The organism is Neobittarella massiliensis (ex Bilen et al. 2018) (genome assembly GCF_014269355.1).
GTDB classification, from domain to species: Bacteria; Bacillota; Clostridia; order Oscillospirales; family Ruminococcaceae; genus Neobittarella; species Neobittarella massiliensis.
In genome coordinates, this window is record NZ_JACOGI010000003.1 from 56655 (window position 1) to 74665 (window position 18011).

The window sequence follows — 18011 nt, forward strand, 5'->3', positions numbered from 1 at the left end:
GTAGCTCTTAGAAAAAGCGCAGCTGTTGTACCCGGGGTGCCGGGCGACGGCGCTGTATCATGCGCACCTCTGCCGGCAGCTCAGCCACAAAAAGGCTGCTCTTGTCAGCTCCCGTCAGCATCAGGTGCTCCTTAGCTCGGGTAATCCCCACATAAAACAGCCGTCGTTCCTCTTCCAGGTCATCCACTTCGCCACCGCGTTCCAGGGGCAAATTCCCTTTAGAAAGCCCCGCTAGTATTACCGCCGCAAACTCCAATCCCTTGGCACCGTGCAGGGTCATCAACTGCACTGCTCCGCCAGAGCCGACTTTACCACTGCGGCGGCGCAAGTCGCCTTCCTGACCCAAGATCAGCGCCTGCAACATCTCTGGCAGCGTTTTGTAAAAAGCTGCGGCTCCCAGCAGCTTTTGTAGGCCTGCCGTCTGCTCCGGCTGGTTGTCGGTCCATTGTTGTAAAAGCTTTAGCGGCTTATCTTTTAAGTGGGGTAGATAACTCTCCACTGCGGTCAACCAAGAGGCGAGCAGCGGCTGTTGACCGAAGGTCCGCTGTAGGTCTTCTATCTCTAGTTCCCCCATCTCACCACACTGCCGACACACTGACTGTACCAGGTCTTCTGGGCAGTTCCACAGCATCCGCAGTGCCGCCCCCAGTGCCGGACGATCAGCCGGCTGACACAACCAGCTAAAAAGGGCCAGCACACCTTGTACCTCTGGCTGTTCTAAATAATTTTCTCGCCCGGTGACGATACAGGGGATGTCATCGTGGCGCAGACACTGTTCGATCAGATCTAATTGGTGGTGTGTGCGCGCCAACACTGCTATCTCACCAAAGGCATAGACGCGTTCTGGCTGTTCCATATCTTGAGCGGCCAACATGTCTACACCGCCGGACAGGCGGGCGATTTCCTTGGCAATAGCCACCCCTTCAGAAAAATCGGTGGCTGACTGCACGTATTCCACCGGCTCTCCTTCTGGCAGATGGGGCAGCAGAAGTCGTGGCTCGCCCGGATTGTGATCGATCACGGCGCGGGCGCAGTCGAGCACCTGCGGCGTGCTGCGATAATTTTGTCGCAACACCACTGTACGTACCGGTCGGTCGCCGGCAGACAGCCGCTCAAAGCAGTGGGCATCTGCCCCGCGAAATCCGTAGATCGCCTGGTCGGGATCGCCGATAGCAAACAAGCTCTGGCTATTTGCCGCCCAGCACTGCACCAGATCAAATTGAACCGGGTTGATATCCTGAAACTCGTCTACCAGCAGATGGGTGAATCGGGCCGATCGTCCCGGTCCTTTTTGCAGTGCGCGCAACAACAGATCATCCAGGTCAGTCAGGCCGTACACTTGTAACTTTTGGTCATATGCAGCCACGATATCGTCTAACTCGCCGGTCTTTCGACTATTTTTGGCCGCCGAAATAGCCTGCAATAATTTCTTAGGCCGTTCTTTGCGCCCATACTCCTGAATCAGTTGAGCGGCGATCTCCGCTGCCGCCGCATCATTGAGTAGCTGTACCTTTCCCAACAGCTTTAAGCAAATGCTGTGAAAGGTCCCCACCGTCAGACCGCGCAGTGCCGACTTACCGCCCAACATATCCTCTAAACGCTGACGCATCTCAGTTGCCGCCTGATTGGTAAAGGTGACTGCCGTAATGTTTGCAGGCGAAACACCTTGCTCGATCAGGTGCGCGATTCGGGCTACCAGTGTCTTGGTCTTACCCGTACCCGGACCAGCGATAACTGCTATTACCGGATCTGTGGCGGTAGCAGCTTCTAGCTGCTCGGCGTTTAGGCCATCCAGTGGGCCTGTTGATAAACGCCGCTTCTCCTCTGGCTCTACTGGCTGCTTATCTGCGCTGCCACCTGTCAGCGGCAATGCCTCGCGCTTTTGAGGTGCTTTCTTTTTCTTTTCTGGTACCAACAGCGTCATCTGGCCGTTGAGCAGTTCCAGCTCCTGTTCATCAAACAGCTGTATTTTACCGTAAGCGCCGTCATAACCGGGAGTGCGCTGTACTTCACCACGGCGCAGTCGGGCAATACCTTCTGCAATAGCCGGGCCGGCTACCTTTTCGATCTCCGCTGTGTCCAGCTGCCGCAGAATCAAAAACTCCGGCCCCAGTTGCCGCAACAGCTCTAGATAGGTTCTCTGCACCTTTTTGCTAGTTGCCGAAACTCCCGTCGAGGCGGCGATGATCTCTGGCAGTGGGACGATGCTCTCATAAGGTTTTGCGCCCGGCCGCACCGTACCAAGTGCCCGATCAGCCAATTCCTCTACCCGGTGCTGCACGCCTACCGTGATCTTTTTTCCACACACCGGACAGCGACCGCCCAGCCGTACCGTCTCGGCTGGCTCGATACACAGATCGCAGTTCCGGTGGCCATCCAGATGATATTTTCCCTCTTCGGGGAAAAATTCCAGCGTCCCGGCGAAGCCTTCCCCAGTGCAGATCGCTGCTGCCATCGCCGGGTAAGAGAGCTCTGTATCTAACAGATTTGCCTCGCGCCCCAACTTAGCTGGTGAGTGGGCATCGGAATTCGAGATCAGTGTGTATCCATCAATACTCGATACCTGCCAGTTCATGGGCGGGTCGGAGGAGAGCCCCGTCTCCAGCGCGTGGATGTGCCCGCTCAGATCGCCAAAGCACTGTTCCACCGTCTCAAAACCGGAGAAGGCACCAAACATTGAAAAATGCGGGGTCCAGATATGGGCGGGTACGAATACTGCCTCCGGGCAGCTCTCCAGCGTCAATTCCAGCAGGTCACGACTATCCAGGCCCAGAATAGGCCGACCGTCCGAGTGGATATTGCCCACTGCCTCCAGCCGGCGGGCCAGCTCATCTGCCGCTTCCAGGCTGGGGAGCAATATCACATTGTGTACTTTTCTTGTGCGCTCGTCTTTTTTATAGATACAGCTTATCTCTCCGGTCACCACAAAGCGCGGATCGCATACCTGCCCAGCGACTTGGTCGGGTATGCGGTATTCCGGGCGCAGTGTATAGAAGCCCTCCTCAGCTGACTGCAACCGTTCGCGCAGCTCCTGCCGCCAGGCCTGGTGTGTAAAATCACCGGTACCCACTACTTGAATACCTTTGCGGCGTGCCCACTGATCCAGGTGGGGGACATCGCAGTCTTTACTGGTGGCCCGAGAATATTTTGAGTGGATGTGCAGGTCTGCTATATACAAAGCGTATTCACCTCTCTTTACTGTTGGATAGGTTCCCTAATCCTCAGATGAATGTTTGAGCAAAACAAATTACTTTTTCTATTATACTGCAAAATGTGTCAAAAAGGCCGGTTTTGTACATATTTTCTGTATTGTACCTCATTTTCCCAAGAAAAACGAGAGTGCCCGAAGGCACTCTCGTTCTATGAGCACATAAGCACTATATAGACACTCTAGTTCTCTTTTTTCTTGCGCAGGGCAACAAATGCCACTCCGGCCAGAGCAGTAAAGGTAACTACCGTAGCCATTGCGAAATCATCACCTGTATTGGCAGAATCGTTTGGTTTGTTGACGTTACCGGATGTCTCGACTTTTTCGCCCACGATACCAAAGACGGAGAACGAAGAAGTAGAAGTACTGACCTGATCACCCTCGACAACAGCATCTAAAAACTCGACCGTTCCATCAACTTTCAGATGTGCGACCTGGATATTTTTCAGCTTGTTTTGAATACCATCCGAAACCAACGTTATATCGACCGAACCTTCGACAGTATAGTCTGCTCTGTTGAGCATATCATACAGCTTGATCTCGTAGATATCAGCCAGTGTTTTACCACTAGGAATACCTTTTACCAACCCAGCCGCTGCATCTTCACTCCCATCCATAGGAGTAGCCGTTACCTTTACATACCAAGGCAAATCGCCAGAAACGACGACATTGCCGCAGGAGTGGTTATAGATGGCGATTTTCTCGATGGTATTATTTAGTTTGTTAACAACATCGCTGTTCAGAGATTTATACTCTGCACTACTCAAATTGTTAATGGCCTCTAATATGGTAAACACATTTTCAATATCCTCATCGGAATTGATCTCAGTCGGAAGATTATTGATCGTCTCTTCTATGTTTAACACATTGATCGACAGGAAATCAGCTGAGATCTCTTGATACAGCAAACCAGCGATATTATCCATATAGACCACACCAGATCCAACTCCAGAATCTACTGATTTTACACTTACTTCCTGTGGGCCGTTCTTCAGCGCAACGGTCAAAACACTATTTTCATCTGCAGTTACCGTATCAACCAGCACACCGTCAGAGTACACTTCAAATTCACGCCCGCTGAGCACTACTCCATCTTGAGACACCTTGACCGTGGCGTTAAAAGAAGTGCCATGATAGTTGGAGTTCACGATCTTGATACGGCCAGAGTCTAGGGGATAAGAGATACCATCTGTATTGCCAGGCTGAGTCATCAAGTACTTGATATAGTTGACAAGCGCTACGTCAGACCCATTGTCCTCACCTATCTTATTCGTATCGCCCAGCATATAATACCCGTCACCACCGCCGATCTCATAGTCGCTACAGACTAAGATCATCTCGGTGGAATCATCATTTCTGTCAAGCAGTTTTTCTGTCCCATCATCATTTACCAGATAAATATCTTTTAAACGGGTCCCCATCACTTTGTTTCCAACATCGCTTGCCGTACCGTTCACATCATAGGTATAACGGAAACCGGAGGCCTGCGGGAAACGCCCATGAACACTGCCGTCAGCCGATAGAGCACCCGTATTAGCATCCTGACCAGTCATAGCACTCAGTCCGGCTTCAACTACTTCGTAAAATAGTTTTGGGGTGACGCCTACATATGCGTCCGAGCCGCCAAAAGGCAGCACAGTCAACACCTGGCTCATAGTGATATCACCAGCAGGTATAGAGCTGCGGACGCCACCGCCGCCCTGCAACACCACAATCGGCTTGGTATTGTTTTGCGCATCATCTTTAAAGTGTGCCAGCGCCTGCCACCGGCGGGCATCAGCTACCAACGAGCCCATATTGGTTTCGGTCCGGCGGGCGATACTAACGCTATTAGGGCCTACGTTGCCGCCCCAAAGATTTGATTTGGCTTTGCCCACTACTTCGTTTAAAACAGGGGCCAGCTGCTCGGTCACTTTGTCGATCGCTGCTTTTGTGGCGGCATCAGAATGACCCTTGATATCTGCATAACTCAACGCAGTAGAAGTCGTATTCACGTTTCCACTATTATCAATGGTCAACTCCACTTTACCCACATACTCGAGCTTAGTGCCCGTAGAGGCGATCAGTGTATTATAAGTGCCTGCTCTTTTGCTGCCGTCACCCAGCATGACCTGATGTGCGTGACCATCGATGATCACATCGATCTTCTGGCTCGGTTTAGTTGCCGCCTCGGCGATGTTATTCGAAAAGATTGTTTTTGAAGATACATCGTCATAGCCGCAGTGAGACAGACAGATGACAACATCGCAGTGCTCATCGGTACGCAGCTTTTCGGCTGTGGCATTCGCTGTAGCCGCCACATCTTCAAAAGTAATGCCCTGCAATTTGGTGGGATTGGCAGTAACGGCTGTCTCGGGAGACAGCAAACCGAAAATACCTACCTTCAGTCCACTATCCATGACTTTAATGGTATAGGGCTGTAAAGCGGGGTCTAGCCCCTTCACATTGGCAGCCAACACATTAAAAGCGTTCTGGCCGTCAGAACCGTCTGCCGCCAAAGCAATATTATTATACATATCCTGTAGCGTGTAATCGAACTCATGGTTGCCCAGAGCCGCCGCATCATAACCAGCGATCTTCATCAGCTTAACAGCTGTGGCACCATTGTCGTGGGAGACATTAAAGTTGCCCTGAGAAAAATCGCCGGCATCTAAAAGCAGAGAATTTGGCGTATCTGCGTGAATACCCGCCACCAGGTCAAGCCCGATAGCACCTTTTACTTTCTTTTCGGCATTTTCATCTGTCGTTGCGATGGCCCCGTGCATATCGTTGGTGTGGAAAATAGTGATGGTCTCGCTATCCGCTGGTAACTGTGCCGAGACATTCGGCAGTACCAGGCTGAAGACCATAGCCACCGTCACGACCATCGATATGAGCCGTTTAAAGGTTTTCATGTACATCCTCCTTATTAAGTGTACGTTTTCGTTCACACTCATCCAGGGTACATTCTCTTCATATTTTTGGGCAGGTCTTGCAAAAAGGACCTGCTCTTTTTGCCTCTTATCTACAAAAATAAATATGAACGAAAAGTTACAAATTCTGTTTTCATTATAGGTTTTAAAGCATCTCTGTCAATACTTTACATAAATTTTACACAATGAGTCTTGCGATTTTGGATGCATAGCCAATCGTATCTCTTTAATTTTGGCAATTATTCTCACTTACTATTTACACAATGTGCTTTTCTTCGACAGCTCCAACTGGTACAAAAAAAGGCCCGCTGATCGAGCGGGCCTTTTTAAACTAATATTTATGCAAATAGATGCACACTACTTTAAGCCTTTAAAAACTGCGGCCACCGCCACCGTGGCTACTGCCACTAGAGCTGGTATGTGTCGATGAACCCCCGCCGCTGTGGCCTCCACTATCTTTTGGTATGGCGGTACGGCTGGTGTGTGTGCTCACAAAACGGTCTTCTTTGATATATAGCTGCATGCTCTGTGCACCGCGCCGGCCAGCTGTACCGCCGCCACCGGCAATATTTTTATGTCCGGCATACATCACCCATATGGTAATGCCGCCCACGCCCAAAGAGATGCCCAGAGCCAGCAAAATAAAGCCGGGAGTAAACTGTGAGCTCACCCGCTTACCTTCATGCTCAATGCAGTAAGCACTCATCGAGAGGAACTTGTCGGCCGCTTTATAATAGTCGTCATCGCTCATTTTGGGGGTGATCACGTCGAGGATATCATCGATATTGCGATCGCTGAACAGCTCGATGGCTTTGCCTTTGGTCGATATCCAGATTTTGCGCGCGTCCATATCCATCAGCAGGATCAGTCCATCGCCTGTTTCACCGCAGCCCAGACCATTATAGTCGTAAAAGTCATCGGCGAATGCCATCGACGACTTGCCCTGATTATCATCAATAGTCAGCACGGCGATATCTATCTGGTATTGGTCGGCGATTTCTACCGCCGCCTGCGACAGCTCTTTTTCCTGTTCATCGTCCAGCAACTCAGCGTAATCGTATATCTTCTGATATCCGGTGTCTTGAGCACCACCAAACAAGTTTCCCCCGATGTTGCCGGTATCCATCAGCGCCAACAGCTGCTTTGCCCGATCAAAAAACAATTGGCTACCTGCCAGATAGTTATCTTCATCGATAGCCTCTACGATATCGCGGGTCAGGGTATCCAGATCATCATTAGTGAGGTAGTTGTTCACTGCCCCCACTGAGTGCAGATAGACCTTGTATTCCTGCATATCCAGCAGCAAAAACAGTGCACTGCGGGTGTCTCCCCTACCCAGACCGTTGTTTTGGTACAGTGCCTGTACAAAGTCGTACTGGTCCTGGCCGCCCTTATCTCCGGTGGTGACGACAACGATATCGGTACCGTATCGGGCCGAAAGCTCCCCCGACTGCTGCGAGAGCTGCTGTAGCTCGCTGTCCACAAACAGGCCGGCGTCATCATAAATACCGGCATAATCTGTCTGCATGGCGGCGCTGGCCGGCAAGACTGCCATGACCACAAGCACAAGTGCCAGCAGCACCGTTGCCAGCCGCTGTGGGCTATGCTTTTTTTGATCTGTCATAAAAGCAGCCCTCCCCCCAGCATGATCAGACCAAATACCACCGTCGAGACACCGGCAAACCAGGCCAGCATACGCTTTTTACTGAGGGGCAGCCGCCCCACCATTTTACCAGTCTGGCCGTTCATGGCAAATGTATAGGTCTCGCCTTTATAGCGGGTGTTGAGCATCCACACCGGCAGCATCACGTAGTCGGCGTGGATCTGCTTGATCTGGGTATTGGCCGAGGACACCTGCACCGCCGCATAGCCCATAATGGTATCTTTGAGCAGCTGCTGGCTGGTGGATGTCACCCGGTCGCGCACCCGCGGATACAGCTGTTGGGCATCTTCATCGTAGCGCTCGGCCAGGTATCCCGACAAATAGGCCATCGAGAAAGGTTTGAGCTGACCAAAATCAAACGGTTCCATACCGTCCATCAGCGCATTGTCCATCTTTTTCGAACCGTCTACCGGCAGGTCTTCAAATTGCAGCTGACCGCCGCGGGTTATAGAATACACATCTGTCTTGGTGTAGCGGTAGTTGGAATCTGACCAGTGCTGCACCCGCTCGGCTCTGGCCTGCAGTGAGGCGTCGGCCGCACAGTCGTACAGCCAAAACGGCGTGTAGATGCCGGTGAGTTTTTCTATTTGATGTGTCTTTTTAAAGTCACCAGGCAGCAGTGGACGCTTTTTACAAAGGCGTTGTAGCGCATCCTGTGCGGCATCGGCCTTTAGCCGAAAAGGCAGGATCTGTTTGGGCGCGAATTTACCCTGTACCTGGCCGGGTATAACGGTGGGGTTTTGGCAATAGGGGCAAAACGTGGCGGCGGTATTCTCATCTGCCAGTATCTGTGCCCCACAACTGTTACAGCTCCACACGCGCATCTGGGAGGCATAATCCTGTTCTTCACCGCCACTTTTGGGGGCCTCGTCCACCACTGGTTGGCCGCTCTCGGTCTCGCCTTCGCCGGCCAGCGGGTCGGGCACCTCCCCCTCTTTCTTCTTTTTATAGATCTCGTCCATCTGCTCAACTGTAAAGCTGCTCAGGCAGAATTTGCAGTCGAACTTCTGGGTGTCGCTGTTAAAGGTGAGTCCCGCCCCGCAATTGGGGCAGTCATAGGTGACCGTCTGCACAGCGCACACACCTCCTCTTTTCCTCAAAATGGGCGCCAGCCGCCATTCGGCTGGCGCCCATTTTACGCCTTTTATAGTTACTGTAGCTTTTTACCGCATTCCGGACAGAATTTAACTGGCTGTTCTCCCTGCCAACCGCAGTCAGGGCACACCGTACCAGGTTCTGGGCCCTCTGGCCGTTTAGCGCCACAATTCGAGCAGAATTTCCCCTTGTTCTCCTGCTGTCCGCAGGCCGGGCAGGTCCACACCTCCGCCGGAGCCGGCTTGGCGGCTCCACAGTTCTGACAGAATTTTCCGCCATTATCTTTTTCACCGCAGGCCGGGCAGGTCCAACCCGCTGGGGCTGGTGTTGGGGTTGGAACTGGGGAGGGAGTCGGTTCCGCCCCGCTAGCTGCAGCTGGCTCGGGCTGCTGGCGCTGCATCTGTGCCTGGTTGGAGGCCGAGGCAGCACCCACAAAGCCACCGCCTACCTGCGACCCCATGCCCATACCCATAAAGGCGGCCGCCGCACCGGCGGAGTTGCTGCCGGCAGCCTCCATACCGCGGGCCATGGCCCCCTGTACATAGCCCTCACGAATGCTGGCGTCGGCGAGCATAGCACCCTGATTGCGCTGATTGATGAGCTTTTTCGAGTCCTCATCGTACGAGATAGAGCTGATGCCCACGCTCTCGACGATCATACCGCGCTTTTCGTTCCAGTCGTCGTCCAGCACGGTGGACATGTAATTGGCTAACTGCTGTCCCTTGGAGGCCACAAAGGAGATGCGCTCCCCATCGGCCGACATCTGGTTGATGGAGGTCTGCAGAGCGGTGAGAAACTCCGACAGGTACAGCTTGTGGATATCGGTGATGTCCACTTTAGCGGCGTTGCGGGGGATGGCCTCAGCGTAGAACTTGAGCGGGTCGGTTATCTTGATAGAGAAGAATCCATGGGCCCGCAAAAACAGTTCGGCGCCATAGAAGTTATCGAAATAATTGATGGGATTGACGGTGCCAAAGGCAATATTTTTGATCTCCTGCAGGTTGATGAAATACACCTTCTGCTGCAGGGGACTCACGCCGCCGAACTTCACCCGCTCAAAAGTCTCTTTGAGCGCCTCGCCAAACTGCCCGTTAAACAGCGAAGGAGCCGAGGAGTTATCCACCTTATAGTAGCCGGGCTCAGCGGTGTAGTCCACTACTTTGCCGCCATCTACCAGCAGCATGAACTGGTTTTGGTTCACCTGGATGATGGACCCGTTGGAGATCAGGTCGGCAGTCCCTTTATAATTCTGGTCTCTCCGGTCGCCCTGACGCACCTTTACACCAGGCGACATCACGGTGTCATCGCCCATATCATAGGCCTCGTATACCTCTAACCACTGGTCGGCCAAGCCGCCGCCGATGGCATTCATGGCTGCTTTAATAATGCCCATAGCCTGTTTCCTCCTTCGTTTATACGCGCGGGCTGTCGCTCGGCGTCGAAAAATCTGTAGACATTCACATTATAACACAGATATGCGCCTGCTCCGATAGATTTGTATTCGTCAAATAAAACTTTTTCGGCCGCCGATTTTGTTGATTTTGCCGACAACCCCTACCCCAAATGTGGCACAGCTGTGCATATGCGGCTGCGGGTGGGGTGTGCTATACTGGTGGTAGACAATGCGTTTGGGCCGGCTGGGTGGCCGGCCCATCTGCGAGCAGAGAGGAGTCTTGTAACAATGACAAGGTACGACAAGATACTGGGCAACCTGATAGGTGGCGCTATGGGCGACAGTATGGGTGCCCCCACCGAGGAGCGCTCCACCGCCATGATCCTGCGCGATTTTGGCGGTTATGTGACCGAGTTTTTAGATTCGCCGCTCGACACCTGGGCCCACGGCGCCGCTGCCGGTATGGTCACCGACGACTTCTCGCTGGCCTACTTCACCGCACAGGCAATTGCTGAAAACGGCGGCCACGCCACCACCGAAGCTGCCCAGAAGGCGCTACTCAAATGGTGCGAGTACCCCGAGTACTTCGACTATAATGTCGGCCCCACCACCCGCGCTGCCATCGAGGCCATGAAAGGCAAAAAAGTGGAGAAAAAGCCCGGTGCTATCACTCCGGCGGCAGATAACGGCAAAGCCACCAACGGTGCGGCCATGAAGATCGGTCCCATGGGTTTGTTTTCCGGCGGCGATATCGACCGGGCCATCGACGATGCCATCACCGTCTGCCTGCCCACTCACCGCAGTGATATCTCGCTCTCGGGTGCCTGCGCTGTAGCCGCCGCCGTGGCCAAGGGGCTCGATCCGGCTGCCGGTATCTACGAGATGGTGGAGGCCGGCATGTACGGCGCCCGCCGCGGCATGGAACTGGGCGGTAAGGTCGGCGATCAGGCAGCTGGCCCCTCGGTCGAAAAGCGCATTTGGCTGGCGGCCTCTATCGGTATGAAAGCCGGCGGCGACTGGGAGAAAGGCATGTGCGAGGTACGCGACATCATCGGCAACGGCCTGATGACCGTTGAGGCGGTACCTGCCGCTTTTGGCCTGTTCGTATCTGCCGGGGGCGACGTGATGAAAACGGTATATGGCGGCGCCAACATCGGTGGTGACACCGATACCATCGCCTGCATCGCCGGCTGTATCGCCGGTACTTATGCCGGCACCACCGGTGTGCCGGAACACTACCTCGACCTCATCGAGGAGAAAAACAAATTTGATCTGCGCGGCTTGGCCCGGCAGATAGAGGAGCTCTTATAGTGGATGTGCTTTGCCCCAATGTCTGGTTGCAGCGGCAAAAAGGCGGCTACTTTAAAAATGGTGACAGTTACTGACTCTGTGTGCATAGCGGGGCATACCCCCGCGCTACACAGACGAAAGTGAGGGTTATTATATGCAAAAAGAACAATACGTCATCTGTGTGGGCAGCGGCGGAGTAGACAACTACTTTACGCTTTCCCACTGGCCCAAACTGGGCGTGCAGATCGTGGCCCGGCCCATTGGCAAATATGTGGGTGGTCTGGTCTCTAACGCCTGCAATGTGCTGGCCGGTTACGGTGCCCACACCTATCTTATGGGCATGGTCGACACCACCCCCGACGGTCAGTTCGTACTCGATACGCTCAAAGCCGGCGGGGTGGATATGGCCTATTACCGGCAGGATAAAAATTATACTGCCTGCGTCTGCAACATCTATCTGGTCGACGGCGAGCGCACCATCTTTGTGGGCATTCCCGAGGAGCACGAGCGCTTTTCCTTCACCCCTGAGCAGATCGAGGGGCTCTGTGGAGCGGCCTATATCTACACCACCCTCGACCAGATCGAGGGCATTGAAAACGGCTATGAAGTCATCGCCAAAGCCAAGGCGTGCGGGGCCACGGTCTGCGTGGATATGGAGAGCTATCAGCCCGACGAGATCCATCAGAAATACCTGCCGCTGTGCGATATCATCTTTGTCAACGACCACGATTTCGAGGTGCTCTCGGGCGGCAAAGACGAGCTCATCTACTGCAAGACACTGCTGGAAAACGGCGCCAAGCTGGTGGTCATCACCAAAGGCAGTAAGGGCGGCAGCGTCTACTCGAAAGATATGTTGTTTGACTACCCCGCTTTTCCGGTCAAGGCGATCGACACCACCGGGGCCGGCGACACCTTCAACGCCAGCTTTGTCTACGGGCTGCTGCAGGGCATGTGCCTGAAAAAGGCGGCCGTATTCGCCGCTGCCGCCGCGGCGCGGGCCGTAACTCAGCTTGGCCCTCAGGGCGGGGTGACTGATGTGGCTACCGTACAAGACTTTATGCAGTCTTATGGCCAGCAGTAAAACTGTTTTGCGCACGGACAGCCGGCGACGGCTGCTACACATACAACCGTAATATTTAATATTTCAGGAGGAACACGATTATGGAGCGTTATAAGAGAATTTTAGGCGGCCTCACACTGGCTGCTGCGGCTGATTCGATCGGCACCGTCACCGAGACCAGATCTATGGACCTGATCAAAGAGTATTTCGGCGGCTTTGTACGCGATTTCCGCCAGGCACCGGAAGACACCTTTGCCCGCGGCGCCGAGGCTGGACTTGTCAGCGACGACTTCTCTCTTGCGTATTACACCGCATTGGCCATCATCAAAAACAAAGGCGTCATCAACGACAAGACCGCCTCTGATGCCCTGCTCGACTGGGCGGCCGACCCCCGCTACTTTGAGGCCTTTGCCGGCCCCACCACCAAAGCTGCCGTTTATGCCCTGCAGGGCCATCCGGTACAGGGTCCCTACCCCTTCTTGGCCTGCGACAACGCCAAGGCCTCTAACGGTTCGGCCATGAAGATCGAAGCAGTCGGCTACATCCATCCCGGCGACCTGGATGCTGCCATCGACGATGCCATCACCATGTGCATGCCCACCCACGGCAACGATATCGCACTGTCTGCTGGCTGCGCAGTAGCAGCCGCCTGTGCCAAAGCCATGGAGGACGACGCCGACCTGTTTAGCATTGTTGAGGCCGGCCTGTACGGCGCCCGCGTGGGCTACGAAAAAGGCGGCAAAGTCGGCAAGCGGCTGGCTGGCGCCTCGGTCGAAAAGCGCATCAAGCTGGCCGTCTCCATCGCCATGCAGAGCGAGAGCTTAGAGGATGCCATGCGTGAGATCGCCGCCATCATCGGCTGTGGCCTGCGCGCCAACGAGGCAGTACCCGCGGCGTTTGGCCTGCTCATTGCCGCCAAAGGCGATCCGGTCGAGGCTATCCTGGCCGCCGTCAACATGGGCGACGACACCGATACCGTGGCCACCATCGTCGGTTCTATCGCCGGTGCCTACGCCGGTATCGATGCGCTGCCGGCTCACTACCTGACCACCATCGATCGGGTCAACAAGTTCGATCTTGAGGGGACCGCCAAAGCCCTTGACGCGCTGATCGACTAAACTTACCCTACACATGTATGCGGGCGCGCCCGCTACCGGGATACCCGGCCCAATACACAGGGCCGGGTATCTTTTGAGCAGGCGCCCCTTTTTACCCCAATACTTCTTTTCATAAGAGAGGCAAGAGATCTATGAGCGATAAAAACGACCGCTATGTAGTGTTCATCGGCGAAGCCTGCATGGACGAGTACTACGAGACCAACCGCTGGGGCCAGATGGGAGACAAGATGATGCTAGTGCCCCAGGGGAGCCTGGTGGGGGGGATGGTGCCCAACGCCGGCGGAGTGATGGCCGGCTACGGTCACCAGACCTATCTTATCGACGCCCAGAGCGACAGCCCGGTCTGCCGCCACATCAAGGAGGAGATCCGCAAATCGGGCATGAACGTCGACTACATCATGCTCGACGAGCAGATGGCCGACCCCAAATGTATCATCGTCACCCAAGAAGGTGAGCGAGTGGTGTGCGTGGTAGATACAAAGCGCGCACCCCGCATCATAACGCCCCACCATCAGCAGCTGTTAAATGGGGCCACCTATATCTATACCATTATCCGCACACTGCAGCAGATCGAAAATGCTCCTGCCGTTTTAGATGAGGCCAAAGCCAACGGCTGTAAACTGTTTTTGGATGTGGAGGGTCTGGTAGAGGAGGATAACGACCTCACCTACATCACCCGCGCCAATACGCTCTCTTTTAACGATCAGGGGTTCGACGCTTTTCGCAAACAGCAGTCAAAAGAGGAGTGCCTGCAAACGCTCTTTGGCTACGGGGTCGAGGTCGTCGTTATTACCTTGGGTGCCGACGGCTGTGAAGTACACACCCCCGAAAAAAGCTATCGGGTAGCCGGTATCCCCACCAAACCGATCGACACTACCGGTGCTGGCGACACCTTCAACGCCAGCTTTGTCTACCGCATGCTGCACGACTATCCGCTGGATGACTGTGCGCGTTTCGCCAATGCGGCAGCCGCCAGAGCCATTACCGTATTTGGTCCCCGCGGCGGCATTTGTGATCTGTCTACCATTGAGCAGCTGGTAAATGAGCACTACGGCAGAGTCTAACTCCCCGGTGCCCCACAATACCTCATACAGCGAAACAGTATTCCACATGCATAAAGACCGGGCGGAGCATCATAGCTCCGCCCGGTCTTTATGTATATCGAGCGCCATACCTATTAAGATCTGTCTGTTTATATGAGATCTACCCACAGCTGCTTGTGATACAAGTAACAAGAGCGCTGCTGCTTCTGCCACTCGGGCCCAGCACGATCTCCCGCGTCCCCGCCCGGCTAGATCCCCAGTACGCGTAAAACTGGTATGTACAGCCCGAATCTGTAAAGAGGTGGATCTTGTTCCCCTGCTCTTTTTGCTCTAACGCACGCAGCAGCAACGTTTCTATACCACTGTCTATTGTGCGGGGTCAACGGCAAAAAGCCGATCTTTCCCTGCGTCTACAGCGCTCTTGAAAGGATCGGAGCATCTCCTCGTTCGCCGTGTCGTACAGGTCTGCGTGCCCGCTGTAAAACACTTATAACAGCAGCGACACCGCCTTCACCTTTACCTCTACCAGTACCCCATACAGTACCGGCACTCCCAGTTTTGGCTGCCCTTCTATATCCGCCAGCAGTACGCCCACCAGCATTTCGTCGATGTATACACCGATCGCCTTGGTGGCGCGCGTCATCTCCAGCCATCAGAAGTAGCGGCTGTACACCCACAGCTCCACTGCATTTTTGGTGCGCCAGGCACGATCATCGCTTGCGCAGCACGGTAATCGCCGCGGGCCAGCGATCTGAACTCTACTGTCATACGGTCTCTTCTATACCAAAAAGCGCGCCCGGTCTCATCCGGGCGCGTTCACTTCCAAAAGCTGTTTTCCAGCCGATACTCTATTCCTGCATATACGTCAGCAGCTCCACCGTCTGGTCGACATCCACACAGTCCTCGTGCCGATCCAACGCGGTCAACAGGCCCTCATCGGCAGAGGTGTGGTCATCACTGCCCTTTTTCTGAAGACCCCGCCGCAAAAGGCCGATGAGCAGCCGATGAGAAAAGACCAGCTGGTCGTACTCCAGATTGCCGCTGTAGTGAAACACCCGAATGGCGGCCCGCATCTCGGAATTAAAGTTGTGGCTGTCTACCTGCCGATAGTAGCCGGCATCGCTACAGGGGGTCAGGCCCACTGTAAAGGCAGCCATCTTTTTGCCCCACAGCTGGGGCAGGTATTTTTTGATCTTTCCTATTCCGGCCATTTTTCCAGCATACAGCCCACCGCCGAATACCAGTTTCTCGTACTCCAGCAGCTGGCCGGCATCGATCTGTTCCCAGCTGTACAGGTCGGCGCCCAACTCCTGGGCGATATAGCTGGCATAGCGGCGCGTACTGCCGTAACGGCTCTTGTAGATCACTGCCGTGGTGTTCATGTATCTTGCTCCTCAGTCGTATTTTCAGGGGGGCCGGCAGCCGAACGGGCGGCCTTCTTTTGGGCCCGCAGCTCCTTAAAAAAGTTGCCCAGCAGCGCCCGGCAGCGGCCGACCTCTACCCCGCCCTGCACGGTGTGGGGCAGGTAGGTGAACCGCTGGGAAAACAGGTCGGTCACACTGCCACAGGCGCCAAATTTAGGGTCGCTGGCGCCGTAGTACACCTGGTCGATACGGGCGTTGATAATGGCCCCCGCACACATGCTGCAGGGTTCCAGCGTCACCAAGATCGCACAGCCGGGCAGCCGCCAGCCGCCCAAGTTGCGGCAGGCCATGTCTATAGCCTTCATCTCGGCGTGGTCCAGCGCATTTTTGGTGTGCTCGCGGGTGTTGTAGCCCCATCCCACGATACGGCCCTCCCGCACCACCACCGCTCCTACCGGCACCTCTCCCTGAGCGGCGGCGATCTCGGCACACTCAATCGCCGCCGCCATAAAGCGCTCTATCTCCTCGGGGCTGAGCCGCTGCGACCCGCTCATCCGGTAAGCCTCAACTGTCCCAACAGCAAAAATAGCACTACGCCCGCCGCGATGAGAAACCCGCTGGACGAGACGAAGGTGGACAGCTTGGTAGTCAGGGTATTTACGTCCTCTAAGTCGGTGATGGCAAACATACTGCTGCTGCGCCGAGCCATCAGGATCACTGCCAGGATACCGCCTAGCAGTACCAGCGCACAGGTGCTCCACAAAAACACCTGATAGGCTCCCCGCCCCATCAACGGCTGGGCCCCCTCCATAAAAATGGCAAAGGCACTGTTGAGACCGTGCAGGATCATGCAGGTGTAGATCGAGCCGGATTTTATAGCCACATAGCCCAAAAACAGGCCCACAAAAAAGGTTCCCGGCACCGATACCACACTGCGACAACCCATGGCGAACACCGCAGCACTCACCACCACGGCAAAGCGGTCGCCCATGGCCCGCAGCGGCTGCAGCACTGCGCCCCGGTACACCAGTTCCTCCACCACTGCCGGCACTACCGACCACAGCACCGCATATACCGCCAAACTGCGCCAGCTGGTGCTCGACCCGGCGTACTGCTGGATAAAGCGCACACCACCGCGGGCGGCCATGCTGGTAAACAGCCCCGAGAGCATACTGCCCACCACATTGAGGCCCAGCAAAAAAAGGCCCGCCATACACAGGTAGGGCAGTTGTGCCCGCCGACGGGGCAGATCCCGCTTGGGCGTATAACCCAGCAGTGCACCGACCAGCAAAAAAGGCAGCAGCAGACTAAATATGTAGACCAGGAGCTGGATGGTGTAGAGTGCCGGGCGCGAGGCCAAAATATCGCCGTTTTCAAGCACGCTCACTCCCGGCAGCACCGGCGCCACCACCCGCAGCAGTGTACTCGAGACCACTGAATTTAAAAATACCGACAGCATCACCCCAAAGCCCAATACATTGGCTGCCCGGCGGATCTTGGCGCGCTGCAGCTCACTGCGCGACAGCCGTATAAAGCCGTAGCCCGGGGCGTAGGCATATCCCTCCTCGTCCTCGGGGGCCAAGTCGGGCCGCAGGCCCACACCGGTGTGACGGCGCAGTGGGTCCTGCTCGGGCTGCATTTGGGCAAACACCTGCTGCCCGTTCTCGCGCTCGAAAAATCCATTCTGCCGTGCCACTGGCTACCCCCCTTTGCTGTCAGGTATGTGGCGCCAAACTGCGCCGAGCGGGGGCAGGTGATCCAAAGTACCTGTCCCCGCGTAAAGGATACATAAATTGTACCATCGGCACCGGTCAAAATCAATCGCTATTGTTTGAACAAAGCGTAAATACGCCCGCTCGACAGCG

Annotated in this window: 13 protein-coding genes; 4 read left to right on the plus strand and 9 right to left on the minus strand. The window is 54.9% G+C overall.

Features of this window, described 5'->3' with window-relative positions; genetic code table 11:
- Nucleotides 1-7: 7 nt before the first annotated feature.
- From H8K20_RS13910 to H8K20_RS12120, 5 genes are all read right to left on the minus strand, one after another.
- A complete protein-coding gene (locus H8K20_RS13910; protein WP_341480852.1) occupies nt 8-2806 on the minus strand; it encodes a UvrD-helicase domain-containing protein in 2799 nt (932 codons plus the stop codon).
- A gap of 584 nt (nt 2807-3390) precedes the next feature.
- Entirely contained in the window at nt 3391-6102 is a 2712-nt protein-coding gene (locus H8K20_RS12105) for a bifunctional metallophosphatase/5'-nucleotidase (RefSeq protein WP_186488592.1), read from the minus strand.
- A gap of 388 nt (nt 6103-6490) precedes the next feature.
- The gene (locus H8K20_RS12110) at nt 6491-7744 is read right to left on the minus strand and encodes a TPM domain-containing protein (RefSeq protein ID WP_186488593.1); all 1254 of its coding nucleotides are present in this window, start codon (nt 7742-7744) and stop codon (nt 6491-6493) included.
- Nucleotides 7741-8856 (minus strand): TFIIB-type zinc ribbon-containing protein, encoded by a 1116-nt coding sequence (locus H8K20_RS12115; protein WP_186488594.1) that lies wholly within the window; start codon nt 8854-8856, stop codon nt 7741-7743. The genes H8K20_RS12110 and H8K20_RS12115 overlap by 4 nt, the downstream gene beginning before the upstream one ends.
- Nucleotides 8857-8933: 77 nt before the next feature.
- A complete protein-coding gene (locus tag H8K20_RS12120; RefSeq protein ID WP_186488595.1) occupies nt 8934-10271 on the minus strand; it encodes an SPFH domain-containing protein in 1338 nt (445 codons plus the stop codon).
- A 288-nt stretch (nt 10272-10559) separates the two neighbouring features.
- Here H8K20_RS12120 and H8K20_RS12125 point away from each other — a divergent pair, with 288 nt between their 5' ends.
- The 4 genes from H8K20_RS12125 (at nt 10560) to H8K20_RS12140 (ending at nt 14803) form a co-directional block, all read left to right on the plus strand.
- Entirely contained in the window at nt 10560-11582 is a 1023-nt protein-coding gene (locus H8K20_RS12125; protein WP_186488596.1) for an ADP-ribosylglycohydrolase family protein, read from the plus strand.
- Nucleotides 11583-11715: 133 nt separating this feature from the next.
- On the plus strand, nt 11716-12642 hold the full coding sequence (locus H8K20_RS12130; protein WP_186488597.1) for a carbohydrate kinase family protein: 927 nt from the start codon (nt 11716-11718) through the stop codon (nt 12640-12642).
- Between the two features lie 80 nt (nt 12643-12722).
- Nucleotides 12723-13739 (plus strand): ADP-ribosylglycohydrolase family protein, encoded by a 1017-nt coding sequence (locus tag H8K20_RS12135; protein ID WP_105204628.1) that lies wholly within the window; start codon nt 12723-12725, stop codon nt 13737-13739.
- A 131-nt stretch (nt 13740-13870) separates the two neighbouring features.
- Nucleotides 13871-14803 (plus strand): carbohydrate kinase family protein, encoded by a 933-nt coding sequence (locus H8K20_RS12140; RefSeq protein WP_186488598.1) that lies wholly within the window; start codon nt 13871-13873, stop codon nt 14801-14803.
- 466 nt (nt 14804-15269) lie between these two features.
- On the opposite strand, the gene H8K20_RS12145 is transcribed toward H8K20_RS12140, so the two are convergent.
- The 4 genes from H8K20_RS12145 to H8K20_RS14265 all read right to left on the minus strand — a co-directional run bounded on the left by H8K20_RS12145 (nt 15270) and on the right by H8K20_RS14265 (nt 17842).
- Complete coding sequence (locus H8K20_RS12145) at nt 15270-15425, minus strand: hypothetical protein (protein WP_186488599.1); 156 nt, start codon at nt 15423-15425, stop codon at nt 15270-15272.
- A 205-nt stretch (nt 15426-15630) separates the two neighbouring features.
- On the minus strand, nt 15631-16164 hold the full coding sequence (locus H8K20_RS12150) for a flavodoxin domain-containing protein (protein ID WP_105204626.1): 534 nt from the start codon (nt 16162-16164) through the stop codon (nt 15631-15633).
- Nucleotides 16161-16700: a nucleoside deaminase gene (locus H8K20_RS12155; RefSeq protein WP_186488600.1), complete on the minus strand. Its 540-nt coding sequence runs from the start codon at nt 16698-16700 to the stop codon at nt 16161-16163. Before H8K20_RS12155 ends, H8K20_RS12150 begins: the two co-directional genes overlap by 4 nt.
- A complete protein-coding gene (locus H8K20_RS14265; protein WP_186488601.1) occupies nt 16697-17842 on the minus strand; it encodes a CPBP family glutamic-type intramembrane protease in 1146 nt (381 codons plus the stop codon). The genes H8K20_RS12155 and H8K20_RS14265 overlap by 4 nt, the downstream gene beginning before the upstream one ends.
- Nucleotides 17843-18011: the final 169 nt, after the last annotated feature.

Coding starts and splice junctions, on each gene's coding strand:
- H8K20_RS12105 (WP_186488592.1), bottom strand. CDS start 6,102: ATGAAAACCTTTAAACGGCTCATATCGATGGTCGTGACGGTGGCTATG.
- H8K20_RS12110 (WP_186488593.1), bottom strand. CDS start 7,744: ATGACAGATCAAAAAAAGCATAGCCCACAGCGGCTGGCAACGGTGCTG.
- H8K20_RS12120 (WP_186488595.1), bottom strand. CDS start 10,271: ATGGGCATTATTAAAGCAGCCATGAATGCCATCGGCGGCGGCTTGGCC.
- H8K20_RS12125 (WP_186488596.1), top strand. CDS start 10,560: ATGACAAGGTACGACAAGATACTGGGCAACCTGATAGGTGGCGCTATG.
- H8K20_RS12130 (WP_186488597.1), top strand. CDS start 11,716: ATGCAAAAAGAACAATACGTCATCTGTGTGGGCAGCGGCGGAGTAGAC.
- H8K20_RS12135 (WP_105204628.1), top strand. CDS start 12,723: ATGGAGCGTTATAAGAGAATTTTAGGCGGCCTCACACTGGCTGCTGCG.
- H8K20_RS12140 (WP_186488598.1), top strand. CDS start 13,871: ATGAGCGATAAAAACGACCGCTATGTAGTGTTCATCGGCGAAGCCTGC.
- H8K20_RS12145 (WP_186488599.1), bottom strand. CDS start 15,425: ATGACGCGCGCCACCAAGGCGATCGGTGTATACATCGACGAAATGCTG.
- H8K20_RS12150 (WP_105204626.1), bottom strand. CDS start 16,164: ATGAACACCACGGCAGTGATCTACAAGAGCCGTTACGGCAGTACGCGC.
- H8K20_RS12155 (WP_186488600.1), bottom strand. CDS start 16,700: ATGAGCGGGTCGCAGCGGCTCAGCCCCGAGGAGATAGAGCGCTTTATG.